Annotated in this window: 15 protein-coding genes; 7 read left to right on the top strand and 8 right to left on the bottom strand. The window is 47.0% G+C overall.

Translation table 11 applies throughout. From position 1 onward, the window contains the following. The first annotated feature begins 3 nt into the window (after positions 1 to 3). The 7 genes from ACZIX4_RS02450 (at position 4) to ACZIX4_RS02480 (ending at position 5,951) form a co-directional block, all read left to right on the top strand. Positions 4 to 1,296 carry an erythromycin esterase family protein gene (locus ACZIX4_RS02450; RefSeq protein ID WP_463334018.1) on the top strand — a complete coding sequence of 431 codons (1,293 nt, stop codon included), beginning with the start codon at positions 4 to 6 and terminating at the stop codon, positions 1,294 to 1,296. A gap of 17 nt (positions 1,297 to 1,313) precedes the next feature. After that, complete coding sequence (locus ACZIX4_RS02455) at positions 1,314 to 2,621, top strand: erythromycin esterase family protein (RefSeq protein ID WP_463334019.1); 1,308 nt, start codon at positions 1,314 to 1,316, stop codon at positions 2,619 to 2,621. A 92-nt stretch (positions 2,622 to 2,713) separates the two neighbouring features. Continuing rightward, a complete protein-coding gene (locus ACZIX4_RS02460) occupies positions 2,714 to 3,727 on the top strand; it encodes a M48 family metalloprotease (RefSeq protein ID WP_463334020.1) in 1,014 nt (337 codons plus the stop codon). Between the two features lie 119 nt (positions 3,728 to 3,846). Further along, a complete protein-coding gene (locus tag ACZIX4_RS02465; protein ID WP_463334021.1) occupies positions 3,847 to 4,218 on the top strand; it encodes a nuclear transport factor 2 family protein in 372 nt (123 codons plus the stop codon). A 32-nt stretch (positions 4,219 to 4,250) separates the two neighbouring features. Beyond that, complete coding sequence (locus ACZIX4_RS02470) at positions 4,251 to 4,946, top strand: HAD family hydrolase (protein ID WP_463334022.1); 696 nt, start codon at positions 4,251 to 4,253, stop codon at positions 4,944 to 4,946. Next, positions 4,939 to 5,508 carry a YdeI/OmpD-associated family protein gene (locus ACZIX4_RS02475; protein ID WP_463334023.1) on the top strand — a complete coding sequence of 190 codons (570 nt, stop codon included), beginning with the start codon at positions 4,939 to 4,941 and terminating at the stop codon, positions 5,506 to 5,508. Before ACZIX4_RS02470 ends, ACZIX4_RS02475 begins: the two co-directional genes overlap by 8 nt. Positions 5,509 to 5,513: 5 nt before the next feature. Beyond that, the gene (locus ACZIX4_RS02480) at positions 5,514 to 5,951 is read left to right on the top strand and encodes a DUF6526 family protein (protein ID WP_463334024.1); all 438 of its coding nucleotides are present in this window, start codon (positions 5,514 to 5,516) and stop codon (positions 5,949 to 5,951) included. Here ACZIX4_RS02480 and ACZIX4_RS02485 read toward each other — a convergent pair whose 3' ends face one another. The 8 genes from ACZIX4_RS02485 to cysD all read right to left on the bottom strand — a co-directional run bounded on the left by ACZIX4_RS02485 (position 5,952) and on the right by cysD (position 23,584). Next, positions 5,952 to 6,698, bottom strand: coding sequence for a DUF434 domain-containing protein (locus ACZIX4_RS02485; protein WP_463334025.1), 747 nt, complete (start codon positions 6,696 to 6,698; stop codon positions 5,952 to 5,954). It lies immediately after the preceding gene. A gap of 60 nt (positions 6,699 to 6,758) precedes the next feature. Beyond that, positions 6,759 to 7,661, bottom strand: coding sequence for a leucine-rich repeat domain-containing protein (locus ACZIX4_RS02490; RefSeq protein WP_463334026.1), 903 nt, complete (start codon positions 7,659 to 7,661; stop codon positions 6,759 to 6,761). Positions 7,662 to 7,721: 60 nt separating this feature from the next. Further along, positions 7,722 to 15,842: a LamG-like jellyroll fold domain-containing protein gene (locus ACZIX4_RS02495; protein WP_463334027.1), complete on the bottom strand. Its 8,121-nt coding sequence runs from the start codon at positions 15,840 to 15,842 to the stop codon at positions 7,722 to 7,724. 400 nt (positions 15,843 to 16,242) lie between these two features. Further along, the gene (locus ACZIX4_RS02500) at positions 16,243 to 18,204 is read right to left on the bottom strand and encodes a cytochrome-c peroxidase (RefSeq protein WP_463334028.1); all 1,962 of its coding nucleotides are present in this window, start codon (positions 18,202 to 18,204) and stop codon (positions 16,243 to 16,245) included. Between the two features lie 4 nt (positions 18,205 to 18,208). After that, positions 18,209 to 20,038 carry a cytochrome-c peroxidase gene (locus tag ACZIX4_RS02505; protein WP_463334029.1) on the bottom strand — a complete coding sequence of 610 codons (1,830 nt, stop codon included), beginning with the start codon at positions 20,036 to 20,038 and terminating at the stop codon, positions 18,209 to 18,211. 101 nt (positions 20,039 to 20,139) lie between these two features. Further along, entirely contained in the window at positions 20,140 to 21,390 is a 1,251-nt protein-coding gene (locus tag ACZIX4_RS02510) for a TSUP family transporter (RefSeq protein WP_463334030.1), read from the bottom strand. Between the two features lie 8 nt (positions 21,391 to 21,398). Further along, positions 21,399 to 22,661 carry a sulfate adenylyltransferase subunit 1 gene (locus ACZIX4_RS02515; protein WP_463334031.1) on the bottom strand — a complete coding sequence of 421 codons (1,263 nt, stop codon included), beginning with the start codon at positions 22,659 to 22,661 and terminating at the stop codon, positions 21,399 to 21,401. 17 nt (positions 22,662 to 22,678) lie between these two features. Continuing rightward, on the bottom strand, positions 22,679 to 23,584 hold the full coding sequence (gene cysD / locus ACZIX4_RS02520; RefSeq protein WP_463334032.1) for a sulfate adenylyltransferase subunit CysD: 906 nt from the start codon (positions 23,582 to 23,584) through the stop codon (positions 22,679 to 22,681). Positions 23,585 to 23,588: the final 4 nt, after the last annotated feature.

Raw genomic sequence — 23,588 nt, forward strand, 5'->3', positions numbered from 1 at the left:
TATATGAAAAAACTACTCTTTTCATTAGCGGTCTTTTGTACTGCGTTACTGCATGCGCAAAGCGAGCCCGTGCTGCAATGGATAAACACCAATGCCATTGTTATAGAAGATGCTACGCCAACCACACCACCTACGGCCTTTGCTACCAACGTACCCCAAAAGTTTAAGGATGCCCGCGTGTTTGGGTTTGGCGAGGCAAGCCACCACGGGAAGGAGTTTTTCGACCTGAAAGCCAAGTTCTTTAAATATTTGGTGGAAAACCAGGGCGTCACGCTTTTTATAATGGAGGAAAGCTATCAGGCCGAGGAAGGTATTAACCGATGGATTTCGGGTGGTGAGGGCGATATCAATATCATTAAGGAAAACTTCCGGCAGGGGATATGGCGTACTAAGGAAATGGTGGAACTACTGCAATGGATGCGCGATTACAATGCTGGTAAACCCCGCGAAAATCAGGTACGTTTTTACGGTATGGACGACCAGATGGGCGATGGGCTGAATACAAAACTACGCAACTATGTAAAGAAGCACAATATAAATATTGAGGAAAACCTGCTCAGGGCTGCCGACAGTTGCGCTGCCGCCGAACTGAAAGCCGGTGGCTTGAAGAAAGGGTGGTCGGACAAGATGATGCCCAAACTGAAACAAATACGGCAATTGCTCGAAAATGAATCGGGTAGGCTTAACGCTGCCGATGCCCAAGGGTATTATGACCTTATGCGTGCCTTTATGTACCTTGAAGATTATACTATACACGTAGCATTACCTTATGCTGAGTCTCGCGATAAGGATATGTACAACAATGTGCTTGAAATATTAAAACACGAAGGGCCGGATAGTAAGGCATTTGTATGGGCGCACAATGCACATATTGATAAGAAATCGTACGGGCATTATAATATGCCGTCGTTGGGGGCAAGGCTTAAAGAGCATTTTGCCGATGCCTATTATGCTGTTGGTTTCGATTTCGGGACGGGCAAGCTGCCGGGTGTTGTTATGAAAGACAACCAGGTTAGTGGTTGGCAATATTATGATTTTAAAACACCTTATAGAGGTACCCATGCCGAGGTGCTGATACAGGCGCAGCCCGAAGTATTCTTTATAGACATGGATACCGCGATTGCCAATAAAGATGCAGCCAAATTTTTCAATAAAAAACTAAAACAACTGTCTTTGGGCGGTCCCGGATACGACCCTAAGGATACGTTTTTTATGAAAGAGAAATTTGCCGAACACTATGATGGTATCATTTTTGTAAAAGACATCTCGGTGGCCACCTATAAATTTTCGTTTTAACAACCATTTCTTAAATAATGAAAAAACTTACAATATTTATGCTGCTTTTTATTGCGGCACTTACAAACGCGCAGGATAAAAACGTAGTGGCATGGCTTGATGCCAATGCCATCCCTATAGAAAATGCCACCCAAACCACACCACTTACAGCCTTTGCAGCCAATACGCCCCAAAAGTTTAAGGATGCCCGTATTTTCGGGTTTGGGGAGGCTACCCACCATACCAGGGAGTTTTTCGATTTGAAAGCCAAATTCTTTAAATACCTTGTGGAAAAGCAGGGCGTGAACATCTTTATAATGGAAGACACGTATATAGACTCATACCGGGTGAACGAATGGCTTGCAGGAAATACCGAAGGCGATGCCCGTAAAATGGCGGGCAGCCTGGGCTTTTCATTATGGCGTACCCAGGAGGTAGCCAACCTGCTGCAATGGATTAAGGACTACAATTCAGGTAAGGCGAAGGATAAGCAAATCCACTTTTACGGTATGGACGACCAGTCCGGGGAAGGGATTAACCGGTTGGTAAGGAATTATGTGAAAGAGCATCAGATAGAAGTGCCGGAGGAATTGCTTGCGGTGGCCGATAACTGTGCAAACAAACGTATGGTGCCTGCCCCCGGAAAAGAATGGGGTGCGGAAAATCTGGACAAGCTGAAGGAATTGCGTAACGCGTTGGCCGGGAAGGCCCCGAATGACAGTGCAGGGAACGAACAAATACTCCATGCCGTTGACGTGCTGATACAATACACCAATTTTATAAGCGGCCCTGGCATTGAACTTCGTGATCATGATATGTTTGATAATGTAAAATGGATTATGCAGCACGAGGGTGAAAAAAGTAAGGCATTCGTTTGGGCGCATAACGACCATATAAATAAAAACGCACTGGGAGCCTGGGCAGTGATATCCATAGGCAAACGGTTAAAAGACTTTTACAAGGATGCGTATTACAGTACAGGGTTCGACTTTGGTAAGGGTAGGCTGTACGGCCTTACCTATACCGGTAAGGAGCGTAAACCGCAGGCGGTAACTTACGACCTCGAAAAACCGTATAGCGGTACTTATGCTGATGTGCTGATAGAAGCCCAACCTGAAATCTTTTTTGTAGATATAGCCAATGCTGAAAAAGATGCGGTTATGTCAAAATTTTTCACAAGCAATAAAAAGCAGCTTTCGGCAGGTAGTGGAGGATACCACCCCAAAGACCGTTCTGTAAAAAAACGCAACTATGCTGAAGCTTACGACGGGCTTATATTTGTAGAAAACGTATCTGTTCCCGTGTATATCAAGGAAGCTGTCCCTGCTGTGTACTACGTAGAGTAGCCGGTTTTTCTTAAAGTTTTGCCCCGGTACACTTTTTGGCACCTGCTTTGCGTTAAAAGCCTATAAGAGTATTAATTAACCGTTAATGAAGTATGGGCAAAATGAGGGTTTTGATGGTTATGGCAGCGCTCGGCTGCATAGTGCCCGCCATGGCACAACAACAATTTGGCGCAGTAAAGTACACTAATATGTGTAGCTACTACGGGGAAGAAATTACGGGTCAGGTTACTGCTTACAGCGCAGGGCCTACCGCCGAAAAAGTAATTAAGAACATTATGTCGGTCATTGGCCTTAAAGCCAACTTTGAGTTGCGCGAAGCCAATGTACCCAATGCCGCAGCAGTAATGCTTAAGGGCAAACGCTTTATACTGTATAACCCTAAGTTTATGGATAATATAAACTCATCTACGGGTACATACTGGGCAGCCATAAGCATACTGGCACACGAAATAGGCCACCACCTTAACGGCCACACGCTGGACAATGTGGGCAGCCGTCCGCAAACGGAGCTGGATGCCGATGAGTTCAGCGGGTTTATATTGCACAAAATGGGTGCTTCACTTACCGATGCACAGGCTGTAATGGCGTTGATTTCTTCGCCCCAGGGCAGTAAATCACATCCGCCTAAACGCGACAGGCTGGCGTATATAGCCAGCGGCTGGAATAATGCCGGTGGAGGTACAGTAGCTGCTGCATCGGTACCGGTGGCTAAAACAGTTAAGCAGGCTGCCCCGGTAACGGAAAGGCCTGTTACGGCAACTACGCCGGCTCCTAAACCTGTAAGGGCTACACCGCCACCTACGAGGAACGAACCTGTAGCTGCCACCGTACCCGAAAGCAAAGCAAAACGGGCTATAGAAGCCAATGCGGGGTCTGATGTGTATTTTTCTGAAGACCCAAACGGCAAGTATTACCTTACCAATAAAGGCAAGTTAGTACAGCTGGAAAACGATAAGCTATATTTGGTAAGCAGTATGTATAAGTCGGATAAGGGCGGTTACAGCGCCATGTTTTCAGATGAAAAAGGGGAAAAAATTTATGTGGGGGCTAATGGTGACCTGGTTAACCCCCAGGGTCGGAAGATAGGCTACATGAAAGCCCGCTAAATAAGGCAACAGGCTAAAAATACCGTACAGCAATGTGCGGTATTTTTTTGTTTAAAGGTTTCTTAAAAGAAATTTTTATGGATATAAATTCAGTAATTTAGTAAGGAAAATTGACCAATATGGATACCACAGCAATCATAGAAGCGCTTGAAAACCGCCTTATCGAAGCTATGAAAACCAGCAACGTACCAGAGCTGATAGCCCTGCTGGACGACAGCCTTATTTTTACCAACCAAAACGGGCATATCGTTACCAAAGCCGATGACATTGCTATTCATGAAAGCGGCAAGCTGGAAATCTACAGCCTTGAAACCAGCGCCCAACTGATTTCGGTATATCGCGATGTGGCTGTGGTAAGTGTGGTACAGGACCTGGGCGGGGCGGTAGACGGGCATACCTACGCAGGTATTTACCGTTATACCCGTGTATGGAAGCAGTTTACTGACGGCTGGAGGATAATTGCAGGTCACGTAAGCCAGATTATTTCGTAGCTTTACGTCATTGTACAACTATACACCACTGCATGAAACTAAAAGTTATAGCCTTTGATGCTGACGATACCCTATTTATAAACGAACCGTATTTTGAAGAAACCGAAAAGGCGTTTTGCGTGCTTATGGAAGACTACCTGAGCCATAAGAGCATCAGCCAGGAAGTGTACCTTAACCAGATAAAAAACCTGCCGTTGTACGGCTACGGTATTAAGGCATACATCCTTAGTATGATAGAAACCGCCATACACATTTCGGGTGGTACGGTAACCAACAAGCACATAACCCGCATACTGGAACTGGGTAAGGAACTACTGCAAAAACCCATAGAACTTATAGATGGGGTAGAGGAAACCCTGAAGGTTTTACACGGCGACTATAAGCTTGTGGTGGCTACCAAGGGCGACCTGAAAGACCAGCAACGCAAGCTGCACGACAGTGGCTTGGGGCCTTATTTCCACCATATTGAAGTAATGGCCGATAAGGAGGCGCTGAACTACGAAAAGTTGCTGAAGCGCCTTGAAATAGAGCCGCATGAGTTTATGATGATAGGCAATTCGCTGAAGAGCGATGTGCTGCCCGTGTTGGAAATAGGTGGCTATGCCTGCCACATCCCGTTTCATACCACATGGGCACACGAGCGTATAGACCATGAAGTGAGGCACCCTAATTTCTGGGCGTTTAAGGATGTGCGCGAGGTGCTGACGTTATTCCCGGGCAATGAGTAAAGTTGAACCGCATTTCTTTGAAACCGAAGCCGACTTCAGGCAATGGCTGGAAAAACACCACGAAACCGCCGAAGAGCTGGTAGTAGGTTATTATAAAGTGGCTTCGGGAAGGCCATCCATGACATGGGGCGAGTCGGTAGACCAGGCGCTGTGCTTCGGGTGGATAGACGGGGTGGTACAGAATATAGATGAACATTCGTATCGCAGGCGCTTTACACCACGCAGGCCGGGCAGTATATGGAGCGCCATAAACATTGATAAGATAGAAAAGCTGATAAAGGCCGGATTGGTGTACCCTATGGGACTTGCCGCTTTTGAAAAGCGACAGGAACACAAATCCCGCGTCTACTCCTATGAAAAAGATGAGGTTGCTACTTTGCCACCCGATATGGAAGCTGAATTTAAGGCCAATGAAGCCGCCTGGGAGTTTTTCAATACCTATCCGCCAGGGTTAAAGAAAACCGTACTGCATTGGGTAACGGATGCCAAACAGGAGAAAACACGCCGCCAGCGCTTTGAGAAACTCCTGGAAGCCAGTAAACAACACAAACGAATCCGATAATAGTTATGAGCCAACAAAACTACCACAACCACATCCGCTGGTATGTGCCGCACCATTTTATATTTTATCCTGTAATGCTTGCCCTTATGGGCTTTTGCGCCTATAAGTCCTGTACTGTCCCGCAGGAACATATGCTTTGGGCAATGCTGGGTATCACACTTTTTACAATTTCGTGGCTGGCGTATATGCTAAGGCAGCATTATGCCCTTACGCTGCAAAACCGCCTTGTCCTTACCGAGCTGCGTTACCGTTATTTTGTACTGACGGGCAAACGTTTTGAATTGCTGGAAGCTAACCTTACCGACGGGCAGGTTTTTGCACTGCGTTTTGCGCCGGATGAGGAGTTCGCAGCCCTTGCCGAACGTGCTGTTGCCGAAAAGCTTTCGCCAAACGAAATAAAAAAGGCCATTAAAAACTGGAAAGGCGATTACCGCAGGGTGTAGTTACAATACAATTTCGGGGGAGATGATGCTGAAATTGTTTTGCTGTTCCAATAGCTGTTGTACAATGTAGCCTGTGAGATTAAACCACTGGCTGCATTCGTTTAGCACCCATGCATCGGAGGAACTGATGATGCGGTTGCTTTCTGCCAAAAACTTATCAGGGGAATTGTCGAGGATTGCATCCCACTTGTAGCCGTGCTGTTCGGCGGTTTCGTAGCACAGGGCTTTCATTTTGCCACTGTTAGATACAGGTTGGTCAAATACCCAAACCACATTGGCTGCATTAAGTTGCTGTAGTGCATTGCCTGCCAATGTTAAAACTTCTTCGGTTTGCTGCACCCGTTTGTAGGTGCCGTGTACCGATGAAATATCACGGTAGCCGCCGTCAAGCCCTTTAAACACATACCCACCCGACAGTAATGTTTCCAGTACTATCAGTATATTAAAGCCGTCCAGGTAAAGGGTTTTGCCTTCAAGCTGGTGGGATAGCAATGCTTTTTGTTGCCTCAGGGCAATATCCTGTGCGCTGCATGCCATACCCTGTAGTGCCATTATCTGGCGGGTTTTAAGGCGGTAGCGGTTGCCCGTAAGTGCCAATGATGCCTTTACCGGATAATCGCGGCTTAGCAGGTAATACATATCCTGCAAGGCTTCGCAGAGTTTATCCTGCTGGCGGGTATTGCCAAAAAGCGTATCGTCTTCAGAGCTTTTGCCACGGCTGCGGCGGGCTGTAGGTTCTTGTTCCATTGGGCGCAAATTAAACAATCAGGAGAAATATTGCTTAATCCGTCCCAAAAATAGTTTGCTTTAAAAATACACACTGCATCCCGGCAGGGCTTTCTTTATACGTTCCTGTTCGGTTTTGGCAATTGGGTTACCCGTAAGGATAAGCGTTTTCAGGTTTTGCAATCCCGTAAGGGTAGCAGGCAGTTTGGTAATGTTATTCTTTGACAATGATAGCAGCTCCAGGTTTTGCAGGGCTGTAACGCCTTCTGGCAATGCTTCCAGCCTGTTGCTGTTTACAATCAGCGATTTCAGGTTTTTCAGCCTGCCAATGTCTTCCGGTAGTTTTTTTAGCTGGTTGTATTCCAGGTTCAGTTCGCTGAGGTTTTGCATCAGCAGCCAGTTACTGTCAAATTCATTGAACTGGTTGTAACCCAGTTGCAACGCCTTTAATCCCTTTAGCTTTGATAATGATTCGGGCAATGTGCTCAGCTGGTTACCCGCGGCCTCTATAGCCTGCAGGCTGCCGCATTCACCAATTTCATCGGGCAGGGAGGTAAGGCTGTTGTAAGACAGGTGTATAAAACGCAGCTTTTGCAATTTTTCAATACTTTCGGGCAATGCCGTTATGTTGTTATCCGAAACATCCAGGCGGATGAGGTGGCTTAGTTTTCCTATTTCATCGGGCAGGTAGTGCAGTCCATTCAGTTTCAGGTTCAGTACCTCAAGCTTTTTCAGCGAAAAAAGGTTGTCATCCAGCATTTCCAGGTTGTTCCCCATAAGGTTCAGGAACTGTAAATCACGCAGCTGTGCTATTTCCTTCGGGATAAAAAATATACCCTTATCCCTGAAGTTGAGCTGTGTGGCAGTAGCCTTGTGTGCCAGGGCATCTTCCATGTTGCCGTAAACGGCATCGTTAGGGTTATGGTTTTGTGCCAAAGCTATGGTGCTGAACGCCATAACCGGCAATAGTAGTTTCAATTTCATTTTGCATAAAAATAATAAAGGGCCGGACATAAAGCCCGGCCCCTTATGGTTATAAATACATTACTTAACTTTAAGTAACTTGTAAGCACCTGTAGCATTGCCCATGTTTACACGGACAATAAATACCTGCTCGCCTGCATAAGCAGAAAGGTCAAGTTCTATTTTCTGGCCTGCGCCTGTAGTCTTGATGTTTCCTTTGCTAAGTATTTCCCTTCCAAGTAGGTCGTATACCGCAACTGTAACATTGTCACCAGTAGTGGCGCTGTTCAGTTCTATGGTTACACGGCCCTGAGTAGGGTTAGGGTATACTTTAACACCGCCTTCTGCAATAGGGTTATCAGTACCGTTAGTTTCCTCTACCAGTATGTACTCGGTTTTGGTTTCTGTATCGTTACCGGCTACGTTAGTAGTGGCAAGGGTTACAGTGTATGTACCGGCAGTAGGGTAGGTAACGGTAGGGTTCTGCTCTGTAGAAGTAGCCGGTTCACCACCTTCAAACGTCCACGACCAAGAGGTAGGGTTGTTTGTAGAAAGGTCGGTAAAGTTTACCGTCTGACCCGGAGTTACAGTCACCTGGCTGGCTACGAAGTCGGTTACCGGAGCCTGAGGGCCCAGGAACTCGGCAAGCGAGAACACTACTGAAGCTGAAGCGTTAAATGTTACGTTGCCATAAGTAGCATCCTGCTGTGCAGTGTTGCTGCCGCTTGGGTGCTGTACAGAGAAGAAACCGTACTTATAGTCTGGAGTAAAGGTAAGTCCCGTCGGTTCAGAACCTGCCGGCATAGAGGCAAATATCTTCACGTTAGGAGAATCCTGCCTGTGATCCGGAGCTATAACCCAAATGTAGTTAAGGCCACCGTCCTGGCATACCCAAAGGTTACCTTTGTCGTCAAATGTAAGGTTGTCGTTACCATCAGACCAGGCTTCGGTTACAGTACCTGAACCGGTTTCTATAGGGTAGCTCATACCACCTACAAATACTTCAAGTTCGCTTACGGTATCGCCGTCGTCCTTAAAGCGGTAGATACGGTTTTTACCTTTAGAAGTGAAGTAAATTTTGCCGTCAGGACCTATTTCACAGTCTTCAACACCGTTAAAGTTAGTACCACCAAGGGCGGCAGCATTTGTGTTAAGGTTGTTACGGTCTGCCTGGGTGGTGTTTGGCACCTGTACCCATGTAGCCGTAGAAGAGCTTGGCTCGTCTGAAGAAAGTGCAAGATCTGTTTTCAGTACATATACAGTACCTGAATATAGGTTGCCCGGTGTAGTAGGTACAAATTTGTAAACACAGTGTGTACCACCGTCTTCACCATAGTATGCTGCAGCACCGTCCTGGCGTACCACCACGTTTTCGTGGTTCATACGGCCCATAGCCCATAGTTTTTCCTGTATGCCGTTGCCATATTCTTTAACTTGGGCAGTTTCAGGATCTATTTCTACAAGCCAGCCCACATCCTGGTAGCCGTCGCCGTTTACATCACCTGCATCGGTAGCTTCTTCAGATGTTACTACAGTACCCCAAGGTGTAATACCACCGCTACAGTTCCTGTTTGTAGTAACAAGGTTGTTGTTGTAGAAGTCTACTTTCCTGCTGTCATCAACAGACCAAAGGTTGTTGTTGTCAGTGTCAAGGTGTAGGTTAAGCATACTTACACCACCCGGGTTGTTTTCGTGGTTAACCGAAAGGTATCCTGTTTCGCTGCTGCCGTCTATGGCAACATAAGCAGTATAGTCATGGTTACCCGGTATGTTACCTGTACCTGTCATATACGCATCACCTTCTTTAAATATCTGCTGGAAGCGGTGCGCTGCCGAGATAATAAGCTGAGGAGTCTGACCCGTAGGGTTTATCGAGGTAAAGCAGGCAATATGCGGAGCATCACATATTACGCCAAGGTCTTGCGCATTCTTCACGTACATATCGTACTTAAGGTCTGAGCTCGATCCGTCGCGGTTGTGTATTTCTACCGAAATCCTGTTTATACCGTCCTGGAACATGGTTTTTGGTACATAGTGTACAAAATACCTGTTTTCAGCTGCGCCGTCTACTGTTGTAGAAGAGTGCGTCAGGTAGTTAACATCGCCTTCCGGTAGGTTTTCGCGGAAAGCTTCCACGCCGTTTACATATACAATAGCACCATCATCGCGCTTGATACCAAACTCTACTAGGTCGGTAAGGTCAGCAAGGTTTACATCTACGTTACGGTAGAAGTATGATGTGATGTACTTGTTAGAAGAATCAGCACCATAGCTTATCACTGTGTTTACAGGGTCGCCGTAACCAAGTGGTGCACGGCCCGATAGCCATCCAGGAGTGTACGTAGGTACGCCCCACGCTACTTCGTCAAGGCTGGTACCGTTGTCAAGGTAATGCCACTCGTTATCCTTAGGTATAGGGAAAGTTGTAGCTTCAAGTTCAGGAGGTAAGCCCCTTACTTGCATGTCAAAGCTAAGGTCTGAGCTGTTTGCAGCACCTTGGTGAAGCTCTACAGCAATTACGTTCTCGCCATCCTGAAGCAGGTTAGCAGTTACTACTTCAATATATGTAGTTTCATCACCACCGGCTATTTGAGATGAAGCGTAAGTGTTATACGTAATATCACCTGCCGGCATGTTGTTACGGAATGCTTCCACGCCGTTTACATATACTACCACACCGTCGTCCCTAAGTACGTCAAACAATAGTGAACCGTACTGAGAAGCATCTTCTACGTTAAAGGTATGCCTTAGGTAGGTAGTAGGGTACTTGTTGTTAGCATCGGTACCGTAGCTTAGCAGGGTATTTTCGTCGCCGTCGCCATAACCAAGTTCACCGTTACCAAAATGCCATGAGCTGTCGTCATAGTCGTTAGCCCTCCAGTCGGTGCCAAGGTCTGTACCAAGGTCGCTGTATTTCCAAAGATCCTGAGGGTCTATTGGGAAAGTACCTACAGGATAGGTAGTATCTGTAAGCCAAGCAAGGTAAACCGGCTCGTCGTTAAAGGTAATCGGAGAGAAGCTTACAATGTTGTTCAGTTTAGTACCTGTAGCTATTACAGTATAAGTACCCTGAGGGTCACCTTGAATCAGGTAATATTCGTTAGCAAGAACGTTTACATCGTTCAGGTTGCTGAATATTTTGGTAAGGTCTGCCTTTGGTGAGCCGTTTTCTACAAAAAGCGATTCAAATTTCCAACGGCTGTTCAGGTATTTCCTGTCTACGTTTTCTGTGTTAGGAAGCACAAGGATTTCGCTTCCGGCTTCTTTACCTACCACTACGTTCTGGTCGTTAGACTGTATTACGTCGGCAAGGTACAGGCCGTTGCGGCTGTCGTTCATTACACTCCAGTTAGCGCCTACGTTAGTACGGTAAGCAGCTTCCATATCCCTTACAGGGTCTGTAGCAGGTATAATTGAAGCATCGGTATACGGTACCTCTACGGCAACCGAACCACTGTTTATAAGGTAACCGCTGTCGTCCTGGTTAAAGGTAAAGTTATACGCCAGTGCATCTGTGCCTTCCGGCATTGTAAGGTACATATCCCTGCGGATATCGGCCTGAGATTTAGCTGCTGTCCAGATACGGAACTCATCGATGTCGCTCTGTGTAGGACTATTGTTTGCAATGTTTTTACCGAAGGCAAGGTCATTGGCACATGGATAGAACGAACCTACAGGCGTGCTGCTGGCAAGTTCACCATTCACGTAGAACTTAAATTCGCCGTTCGGTACAAAAGTTACCGCTACGTGGTTCCACTCGTCATGGCTCCATACATGTGAAGAGTTTAGTGAGTTCCAGCCTCCTGAAGGGCCTTTACCGGTAATGGTCTGTAGCGTTTGGTTGCCCAGGAACTCCATTTCCCAGCCATATTCGCCACCACCGAAGTTAGTAAAGCCTATCAGCTTGGTGTTAGCACCTGCGGTTTCCCTAAGGCGTGCCCAAAGCTCTATGGTAAACGAACCTGAAAGCGCCTGGTTAACACCTTCTTTCGGTACGTATACCTGGTGGCCTGTTTCCAGTGTAAGGGCGCCGCCCTGCTCACCGATAACTGCGTTAATGTCAGTTTCAAAGGCAAGGTAGTAGTTACCCAGGTCAAGAGCTACGTTTTCAAATGTTACAAGAAGGCCTTCTGCCGTAGCTGTACCTACAATTTCGTAGTTGCTGGCAGGGTCACCTTTTAGTAGTAGGTACTGCTCTACAGTAGCATTGGTCTGCGCGGGGTTTTCAAATACCTCAGTAAGGTCTACCTGCAGGTTAGCAGTTTCTATACCCAGCGAGTTGATATGCCATCCGCCTGCTACGTAAGAAGTATCTTCTACAGTGCCCAGCGGCTGTATAGTACCGTTGTTGTTACGGCCTATCACCACGTTTTCTATGAAGCTGTTTACCGGTGCTGCAAGGTACAGGCCGTTATCATTTTCATTGGTAATACTCCAGTTACCGGTTGTTTCGTCATCGAAATCAGCTACTACCTCGGCCACAGGGCTGGTAGAATCTACGATTGAAGCATTGGTATAAGTGATATCACCGTTAACGCCGGTGTTGTCTATAGTACCGTTATCTTCCTGGTTAAAGGTAAAGTTGTAGATAAGGTTGTTGTTCTCTTCCTCTACAATATTGTGCATACCTTCTTTGATTTGTGCCTGAGTTTTGGCTACGTTCCATACGCGGAACTCATCCATCATAGAAGTTGTCTGGCTGTTGTAGTTAAGGCTACGGCCCAGCGCAAAGTTCCAGCTTGTATTGGCTATATAAGCAGCATAATCAGCTGAAGCTTTAAGTTCACCGTTTATGTACAGTTTTATCTTTTGGCCAGGCTCTGCGGTTACAGCAACGTGGTTCCATTCGCCTACAGTTAGGGTAGAACCAGAGTTGATGCTGTTCCAGTTGTTGGTATTTGTACCAAATACTGCCGATACAGAGTTGTTATCAGGCATTTCAAGAGAGAAGCCCGTAGTAAGGTTGTTTATCCTTCCGTGGCAAGAAAGCAACGGGGTGTTGTTACCCGGATCTGCCGTAAGGTTAACCCATGTTTCAATAGTGAATGAACCGTTCATTACAGCATTCATATCTGCAGAAGGTATCTGCACCTGGTGGTTACCGGCAAGTGATAATGCACCGCCTCGGCCAGCTGTAAATTCACTTTCAGACCATGCTATGTAGTATGTACCCACAGCAAGGTTAGTGTTGTAGAACGAAGCATTTTGGCCATCGTAGCTGCCTTGTGCTACGTTAGTGTAGCTGCCGTCTTCTTCTTGTTTAATAAGGAAGAATTCGCCTGCTGTGTTGTTTACCGTGTCAAAGTTTGGTATGGCTTGTGCAAGGTTTATTTTTATGGTTGCAAACGGAGCGTTTACAGCATCTATAACCCAGCCACCCGTAACGTAAGACATTTCGTCGTTGCCCGGAACGGTTGCAATTTCAGTAGCATTGTTTTTTCCTACTACTATGTTAGCGTTGTAGTTTGTAATAGCATCAGGGAAGCTAAGGCCTGCGTTGTTTACAGTGTTGTTCTTGCTCCATTTACCGCTTACTACATCGCGGTGGTCAGCGTCAAGTGCACTAACCGGTGAAGTGGCAGGAGCCAATAGTGCACCGCTAAGGGTAACATCTGAGTTGGCAGCACCAAGGTCATCGGCTATGGTAGTGTTTTCTTCTTCGCTGTTAAAGTTGTAGTAGTGTGCAAGGTCCTGCTCATCACCGTTTAGGGTTACGTGCATACCTGCAAGTATTTCTTCAACGGTAAGCGACCTTGTCCAGATGCGTACTTCATCAAGTTCGCCATATATACCACCCGCATATGCCGGGCTTTTACCGAAGCCAAGTCCCCATGAGTTAGGAACGTACTGGCCAAAGGCTGCCTGTGTTACAAGTGTACCGTTTATGTAGTACTTAATCTGGCCGTTTTTAGTAGCGCTTACTGCAACGTGGTTCCATTCACCTACGTTCCATGCATCGCCCTGCTCAGTTATATTACTCCAGCCCGATGTGTTGTTGCCTATTACTATGTTCAGCTTGTTGCTGTCAGGATATTCAAATGAAATACCTGTAGTAAGGTTGTTTACACGGCCGTTGCTGGCAAATATCTTGTAGTTTGTACCTGGGTCGCCTGTAAGCTTAGCCCAGAACTCAATGGTAAAGTCATTGGCAAGCGCAGTGTTTACGGCTTCACCAGGGATAGCCATGTTTGATGCGCCGCTCATTTTAAGTGTACCGCCACGGCTCGATTCTACATCGGCATCAGCAAGTATTTCTTCGTCAGATATAATCCTTCCGTACAGGGTAAGGTTGTCCATACGGCCTATGAAACGCTTGTTCTGGAAGTTGTTACCCACCTGAACGTTAGCTGTAGATACCGATGGGGTAACTACGTTGCTCCATGTTTGTATAAGGAAGCCGTTGTAGTACAGCGACAGTTTTCTCCTTACGTTGTCGTATTTCCATACTACCTGGCTCCATGCATTTGGCAGTACGCTGTACTGGCTGGTGTAGGTAATGTTAGCAGCATGGTTAGTAAAGGTAAGTTTACCTGTACCGTCTATGCCCATGCTAACGCCTGCACCCGCAGCACCGTTGCTAAGGATGGTAGCACCGTTAGACGGAATGTTGTCTGGGTTTATCCACGCTACAAGGCTGAATGGCCTGTCATGGAAATCAAGTGATACTGCTGCTGCAGTGTGCACATCTGTAGATGAGGTAAAGTGTACCGCACCGTTAGCCACATCGTTTTTGCCGTTTGCAAAAGTATAGCCTGTAGCTGTAATCTCGTGTGCAAATTCTGAAGCATCAGCCAGGTCGTTGTTTATGCCAAGCGACAGTTTCAGCGCATCGCTGTTCTGGCTGGTAAGCATATCCTGGTGGATGATTTCTTCAAAGTACGGCTGCCCATCAAGGCCTACGTACTGTACCTTCATCCTACGGTCGCCTTCTTCGCCGTAAATACCTACTTTAAGGTACGTCTGTTTTACGCCGCTAAGTATTAGGTCTGATGTATAGTTTACGTTTACAACACCGTTACCCACATCGGAGTTAAGGTTACCCGAAAGCACATCGTACAGTGGGTATTTCACATCACCTTCACGTATCATGAACATCTGCTCATGAACGTCTGCGCTAAGCGAAATCACACCGTTAATGTTGTTGTCCTGTATGTACTGTATTACTTCGACACCCTGTGCAGTGTTACAGAAGTTACGCCCGCCACAGTTAAGTTTAAACGAAGGCGTACCGTTTATAAGCACCTTAAAGGTCGCAGTACTGTTCAATAGGCCGGCCTTAAGCCAGGCAAGCTGGTCAGGACCCAGGTGTTGCTGGGTATTGTCGCGGTAGCTGCGGTTGTCCAGCAAAAAGTACTCTACGTCTTTGTAAACGTAAGATGAGTAAAGCCCCTGTCCTTCAGGTGTACTCTTGTACTCAGGGTTTGGCCACCAGTCCATGAATATCTCGCGCATTTGCCCAAGAGTAGGCATGTTTTTGTTGAATTCATTAGATCCGGTGTCGTGGTTGTCTGTAATGGCCAGCTGCGGCATTGCCGAAATTAGCTGGTCGTGGAACTGGCGGTAGAACATGTAGCGGTCAAAAGCCATATCCTTGTTCGCCCAGTCGTCTACACCGTCAGGACATTGCCCCATGGCGTGCTCCAGGCCTAAAAGGTACACAGCATCGCCCAGCCACACCATCATGTCGCTGTCTTCCTGTGCCATTACGTTAAAAATTTCCGGGTCACCGTTAAAGTGGAATGCCGATTCCGGAATGTCGATACAACGGCTAAGGTCATAAATCCTGGCGCATCCCCCTGAAAGGAAAGAGAAGTCGCTCAGTGTGTTCTGGCCGTTTGCTACGGTAGCCGTGCGTCCGCTTGGCTGTCCGTTTACAAGTACGTTTGCGGTGTACGTTACACCTTCCTGCAGCCCTTCGTACTCAAATGAGCGAAGGCTGTACCCCAGGCGGTCGTCCTGGTTATGCACAGTACCGGTAAGGAAAGTGTCCGGGGCATTGCTGGCGGTAAGCCCAATGCTCAGTGCGTCTCCAGAGCCGGTACTGTTCTTGGTAAGCACCCATACACGAACCTTGTTGTTGTAAACAGGGCTCATCATGGGGCCATGAACAATGGAATCGCCGGGTATGCTGGTCTGGGCCTTAGCCCCGAACATACCACCCAACGTAGCCATTAAGCCTAAGAAAAGTAAGCTTTTTTTCATGTTGTGTTATGGTTTAGAAAAGTTATTAATTACGGGCAAAAGTACCTTTAGTAAACAGGGCAGGGCTTTTGCCAAAACTTATGTTTGTTTTAAGTAAATGTGAAGCAGGGTGATTTTTTATCATTAAAAACTGACCTTTGTTATATATTTTTTACTCCTATATCTTAATGAAATGTAGTATCGGCACTTATTTATCGTAATAATTACGATATGTTTCTTAATGAATCGTGTAGTGTTGCGGTATCAGTGTAAATACTACTAAACTTTACCGGATTAATGTTTAGTTAACATGGATTGAGTTATTACCGCATGGTTAAATGGCTCTTAACAATTATACTTTTTTAACACATAAAAAAATCCTGCCGTTCCGGGCAGGATTTTCAGTTGAAGGCTATATATATTAATAGGTGTTGTCGTTAAGCGAGCGTATAAAAGCTATCAAAGCCCTTTTTTCGGTGGGGGTAAGCTCCAGGTGTTCGGGTGGCAGGGTCTGGTTGGGTACTTCATATTCGTAACCCACACCGGCAGCGCCGCCCTTATCATAAAATTCTATTACCTCTTCAAGGGTTTTATACCCCCCGTTGTGGAAGTAAGGCGCCGTAAGTGCGGCATTACGTACCGTAACAGTCTTAAAAGACCCTCGGTATATTTCCTCGTGGTCTTCAGGAATTTGGCTGTTAAAACGCCCTGTATCGGTATCGAGTTCATTTGATATTGCATTTTTGAACACACCCAATACCTCGCTTTCGTTTTCTTCAAAAAGCGGTGGTACCAGCCCGCTGAAGTTCGGTACATAATGGCAGGTAGCACAGGCTGCCTTGCCGGTAAACAGGTTAAAGCCGTCTTTAACTTCTTTTGGCAATGTCCCGGTTTTTCCCTGTACATATTTGTCAAAAGGGCTGTTGTAGCCCCTCAGTGAAATAACATAAGATGATAATGCCTGCGAAAAATAATAGCGTGTCACCTTATTTCCCTTACCAAATACCGCCTCAAAAGCCGCCCTGTAAGTAGCACTTTCGTTAAGCTGTTTCACTATGGCATCAAAGCTGGTGTTGAACTCCAAGTGGTTTTCTATTACGTGGCCGGCCTGGTCTTCCAGGTCATAGGCACGCAGGTCATAAAAAAAACGGTCAGAGTATACCGCATTAATAAGGGTAGGGGAATTACGCAATACATTTTTGCCCTGAACAGATGACACAGATGTTGGTAGTCCGTCGCTATAGGCCAACTCAGGTTTGTGACAACTGGCACAGCTCATGGTTTTACTGCTGCTGAGTAACGGCTCGTAAAATAGTTTTTTGCCCAAAGCCCTTAGTGCCTCGCTGTCTTTATCTTCCGGTAACAGCGAATAATAGTACGGGTTAAGGAAATCATTACCGAAGATGTTTTCACTTGCGGCATTCCAGCTGGCTACTTTGCCCCAACGCTCGGCGGTTGAGGGTAAGCGGAGTTGCTGTTGTATCTTGCCCAAATTCTTATACAACGGATTAATATATAAGGTAAGGAAATCAAGCCTGTTAAAGCTGTCGAAATCATTATTCTTAATAAGATAGTTTTTGGCGCCTGCAAAAAGCTTGTCTGTTTCAGCTTTTAATGTTGGGTTGGCTTTGGCAATAAAAGGGCTTGCCAGAACACGTACCGATTCTATAGTCGCAACGGCCTCAGGCAATGCATTTACCGAACCGGGCGTATCAAAACCGGTAACCCCCAGGCTAAAGGTGCGTACCAGTTGCAAACGTGCCGCTTCTATAATTTCGAAGTCATAGAAATAGTTGCGTTTTTCAAGGGCCATTTCAGTAGCAGGCACGGCGTCGTCCAGGCGGGTAGCCAGTGCACTTATTTTCTGTGACTCGTTAGTTGCTTCATCAGAAAATACCAACTCATCCAGTACCTGCAATCCTTCCGGTTCCACTACACGGCGGGCGCCTTTGTAATGCTCAGTGTCTATCTGGTCGAGCGGTATGCCCTTGCTGTACTCCTGCGGGGTAACGCCATAATAGTTTTGGGTGTTATATTTCTCATCAACCGGGTACGGGTCGGGGTGCTTTAGCGGTGCGCCATTGAGGTAGGCTTTACAATGTTTTGGGAAATAATATTCCAGTATGCATTCGTTTTGTTTATAGGCAAGACGGGTTTTGGTCAATTGCTGACGCAGCGCTTTCAGGGTAACGGTCTTTTTTTCAAAGCCAAGGGCAGTAGCCTTTAGTAACTCAGTTTCTTTTTTAAAGGCTTTAATGTTTTGCAGTACCAGCGGCCTGAAATCATTCTCCTGGTAAGAAGATGAGTAGGTAGCCGATACCGTATTTTTTATCCCAAACAGTACTATCATAACCGTTACGGGCAGGGCAATAAGATACTTCATGGTATTATTTTTTGTCAGCCGCGGCCGTATCGGTAAGCGATTTTAAAAAGGCTATGAGTTCCCTTTTTTCCTTTACTGTAAGGTTCAGCTTGTCGGCAGCCAGGGTCTGGTTTTTTACGGTAAGCGCTATACCACTGCCACCGCCTTCGTTATAAAAATCAATCACTTCCTCAAGGGTTTTGTACGCCCCGTTATGGAAATAAGGCGCGGTTTTGGCTATGTTGCGAACCGTTGTGGTCTTAAACGATTTGTCGTAAATCCAGGCTTCTTCGGTAAGGACAAGGTTGTCCAGGCGGCCCCCATCGGCATCAAGGGTTTTTCTTGTAGCGGCAGGGTCTTGAAGTACACCCAGAATCTCGCTTTCATTTTCGCTGTACAACGGCGGCACCAGCCCGCTGAAGGTAGGCGCAAAGTGGCAGGTGGCACAGGCAGCCTTGCCCATAAACAGGTTAAAGCCGTTTTTTGCCTGCTGGTCCAGGTCGTTGGTTTCGCTACGCAGGTATTTATCCATAGGGCTGTTAAACGAACGTAAGGACAACACATACGAAGCAAGCGCTTTAGAGAAGTTTTCGCGGTTGATGCCTTTTTTACCAAACACTTTTTTAAAGCTCTCAGCGTATTCCGGTTTTTGCCCCAGCTTTTTCAGGATGGCGCTGTAGGCGGTATTAAATTCGGCAGGGTTAAATATTACGTGTTCGGCCTGTTGTTCTAAGGTAAAGGCACGCAGGTCGTAAAAATAACGGTCGGCATAGGCAGCATTCAGCAGGGTAGGGGCATTGCGCAGTACAGTCTTGCCCTGTATGCTGCTGGCCGATTTCGGCAGCCCGTCGGTAAAGGCAAGTTCCGGTTTGTGGCAACTGGCGCAACTCATGCCGCCATCGGTACTCAAGGCTTTGTCATAAAACAGTGATTGCCCTAATTTTCGTAATTCGGCGGTGTCTTCCTCTTTTTTTAGCGAGGTAAAGAAGTAGGGATTGAGGAAATCTTCAGCAAAAATAGACTGGCTATCGGTGTTCCAGGCACTGGTACGGCCCAGGAACTTAGGAGCATTGCCCGCGCCTTCGCCCAATGTTTTGTACAGCGGATCGATATAATCACGGATAAATACCAGGCGGTTAAAGCTGTCGAAGTCCTTATTAGTATCAAGGTATTTTATAGCATTGGTAAAAAGGCTTTCCACAGTTGCCGATGCCGGGTAGTTTTCGGTATAAAACTGCGCCATAGCTTCAAGTGAGGCTTTTGTTTCAGGCAGTGCATTCAGCGAACCCGGTGTGTCAAATCCTGTAATTCCCAGGCTAAGGATGCGTACCAATTGCATACGCATTGCGGTAAGCCCGTTTGCACCCTTCATGTCGGGTGCGCCAAGGCCGCCGTAAAAGTCAATGTAAGCCGAATGCAGTTTTTTGGCCACTGCTGCTATCTGTACTTTTTCTTCGGCTGCTTCATCTGAAAATACAAGCTCATCCAAAGTCTGTAAACCTTCGGGGCTTATTACCTTCGGCATCGAACCTTCCTTTTCTATATGTAGCAGCGGTGCCCCGTTAAAGTGCTCCTTAGTATATTCGGGGTAGTAGAATGCGAAATAAAACTCAGCCCTTTTATAGGTCAGGCGTGTTTCGGTTACGGCATTTTGAAGTTGTGCTAAAGTAAATGTACCGGCTTTGTATTTCTGGGCAGCGTCGTCAAGCTGCTCTATCGAGGTGTTTAACTCAAGGCTGAATTTTTTCAGTGTGCCGGTTTCGGTATATTCTTTTTTGCCTTGGATGGGATATAGGGCAAAGGCGAGTGCGGCGGTAAAAAGTACACTTATGGTTTTGATGTATGCAGAGAACATGGTATGCGTATTTAAAAAAGCGCAAACTTATCTCCCTCATCCTATGTAGCCATTACCTTATTGTTACCTTACCGTCAATTATGATTTTCAGCCCCGCCAAATCACAAGAACCTCAGGAATACCCGCAGGCTCGATACCATAACCAGTGCAGCTACGGCCAGTATGGCGGCCTTTTGCGGAAGCTTGCCTGCCAGGCGTGCAGCCAGTGGTGCGGCTGCCATACCGCCTATGATGAGCCCGGCCACGATATATACGTACTTAACCCCCAGCGACGAAAAGAACACCAGCGATGCCGTAAGTGTAATGAAAAACTCGGCAAGGCTTACGGTACCCACCACATATTTTGATTTGCGCCCTTTTGCCAATAGGGTTGAGGTAACGATAGGGCCCCAGCCACCTCCGCCAAAGGCATCGAAAAAGCCGCCTGCAAAACCCAGTACTCCGGTTGTTTTTACGGGCTGCTTGGTAATGTTTTTCCTGAAGGCAATAATGATAAGGCGTATACCTATTATAAAGGTGTAGGACGATACTATGGCATAAGCCACGTTTTCGTATTTATCGCCTAAAAAGATGAGCAGCAGCGAACCCGCTACCGCGCCTATAACACCGGGTATTACCAGCCAGAGGAACAGCTTTTTGTTCACGTTGCCAAAACGGTAATGCGAATAACCGCTTACTGCGCTGGAAAACATTTCTGCAGTGTGGATACTGCCGCTTATGGAAGCGAGGTTCACCCCGAAAAGCATCATGCTTGTAGAACAGGTAACGCCATAGCCAAGACCTACGGCGCCGTCTACCAGCTGCGCAAAAAAGCCTACCGCTAACATGATGTAAAATGGCGTAGGTACCTCTGAGGCATATTGCCCTAATTGTTCAAAAGTAATAAGCGCTGAAAGCGAATACCCAAAGAAAACTGCCAGAAACACTGCCGCAATACGGAATGCCAGTTTGCTGTATTTCTTTTCGTTGTCGGTTTTTTTAGCAGGTTTTACATCCAGGTGGAAGTCGCTCAGCTCCGGGCGGTGTACCAGGTGTACCCACACATTGTGGTGGCCCGCCTGTTGTTTTACTTCGTGTTCCAGTGCCGGGTCGTTTGCGGCTACTATGGCAAAGTCGGTATTTTTAAGGTCGTTGCTGTCATACTCACGCTCCAGCAATGCTACCTGCGGGTACCCCGAAAGCAAGCCACTAAACGCAGGCGAAAAACTGCGCGCCACCACCCTCAGGCGGACATCGCGGTTTTGCCGCAATAGTGCCTGGGCTTTTTCCAAACCGGACTCACCCCCGCCTATAATAAGGAAGCGCGGGGCATCGGTTTTAAGCAAAACAGGCAGCAGGGTGTGTTTATCCATAGGTGCTATTAAAAATCATCCGGCTGCGGCACCTCCTGTTTCAGGAACATAAGGGCGGCAACTGTATCAAAAGTAGTTTCATCTATAAGTATAGCGCTGCCGGTTTCGGCATTATCGGCAAAGGCATCGTAAGCCAGCGGCTGGTTTGTACGGATGCTCACCTGCGCTATATCATTCAATTTTAAGCCTTCGGTTTGCCCGAACTGCCATTCGTTTACGTTCCACAGGCTGCCCAGTGATTGTACCTTCGCCCTTACCGTACGGCTGTGGTGTTGCAGCAGGTAGGGCTTGCCCGGTTGCAGCGGTGCATTGCCTAGCCAGCATATCCAGGTGTTAAACTCATTGCCTGTAACAGGCAGCTCGCCGGTTTTTACAATACTGTCGCCACGCGAAATGTCTATGTTGTCTTCAAGGTGCAGCACTATGTTTTCACCGGCTACTGCTTTTTCTATCTCGGCAGGGTATTTTTCTATCTTGCTGATACGGGTTTGTATGCCTGCGGGCAATACGGTTACGGCATCGCCCTGTGTAAAAGCGCCGCTTTGCACAAAACCGGCATAGCCGCGGTAGTCGTGGTATTCCTCGCTGCCCGGACGGATAATCCACTGCACCTGGAAGCGCGAGGCCAATTCGTCCTTATCAGGTATTTCAATGCCTTCCAGTATGTGCAGCAGGCTTTCACCTTTGTACCAGTAGGTTTCGGCAGAGCGTTCCACCACGTTATCGCCATTCAGCGCACTAACTGGTATGTAAATGATTTCTTCAAAATCAAGCTGGCCTTTCAGGGCCTCAAAACCGTCCCTGATGCTGTTAAATACGGTTTCAGAATATCCGGTAAGGTCTATTTTATTGATGGCAATAATCGCCTTTTTAATACCGATAAGCGATGCTATGCTGGCGTGCCTGCGGGTTTGTGCGGTAATGCCCTTGCGCGCATCCACCAGTATGATTATCAGGTCGGAGTTAGAAGCCCCGGTAATCATGTTGCGGGTGTACTGCTCATGCCCGGGCGCATCGGCAATGATGAATTTCCGTTTGGCTGTAGAAAAGTATTTGTACGCCACATCTATGGTAATGCCCTGTTCGCGTTCGGCGCGGAGGCCATCGGTAATCAGTGCAAGGTCTATTTCGGTACCGGCCTGTTTGGTCTGCGATTTTAGTACGCCCAGCTGGTCAGTATGTATACTGTCTGAATCATACAGCAGGCGGCCTATAAGTGTGCTTTTGCCATCGTCTACGTTACCCGCCGTTATAAATTTTAGTGTGTTCATTTTAGCAATTTCAAAAATTAAAAATACCCCTGTTTTTTACGGTCTTCCATAGCGGCTTCGCTTACCTGGTCGTCCAGGCGGGTTTGCCCGCGCTCGCTGATGCGTGTTTGCACTATATCGGCAATAATATCGTCTATAGTGTCTGCGTCAGACGGCACGGCAGCGGTACAGGTCATATCGCCCACAGTGCGGTAGCGTACCCTTTCGGTAACCACTTCGTCACCGGGCTGCGGTACTATAAAATCGGATATGGCCACCAGCTTATCCTGGTGTACTATACACTCCCTTTCGTGTGCAAAGTAGAGTGGGGGCAGTTCTATATTTTCGTTTTTAATGTAGTTCCACACATCCAGCTCCGTCCAGTTGCTTATCGGGAACACCCTTACGTTAAAGCCCTTTTGTATTTTGCCGTTCAGTATGTTCCAAAGCTCAGGGCGTTGCAGTTTCGGGTCCCATTGCCCGAAGTCATCACGGACAGAGAAGATACGCTCTTTGGCACGCGCTTTTTCTTCATCGCGGCGTGCACCACCTATACAGGCATCAAAGCCGTGCTCCTGGATTACATCGAGCAGCGCGTAAGTTTGCAGTGCATTACGCGAAGGGAAACGGCCGGGCGCTTCTGTCAGGTTATATTTTTTAATGCTTTCTTCTACTGATGCCACTACAAGGCGCTCTCCGATTTTATTGGCAAGATAATCCCTGAATTGAATTGCTTCGGGGAAGTTATGCCCGGTATCTACATGTACTAGGGGGAACGGGAACTTGCCCGGTCGGAATGCCTTAAGCGCCAGGTGTACCAGTACTATAGAATCCTTACCCCCGGAAAACAGCAGCGCAGGCCTTTCAAACTGGCCCGCGGTTTCCCGAAGTATGTATATGGCTTCTTCTTCTAATTGTTTTAAATAATGTGCTGTATTGCTCATGCTT

The organism is Flavobacterium niveum, assembly GCF_055231775.1.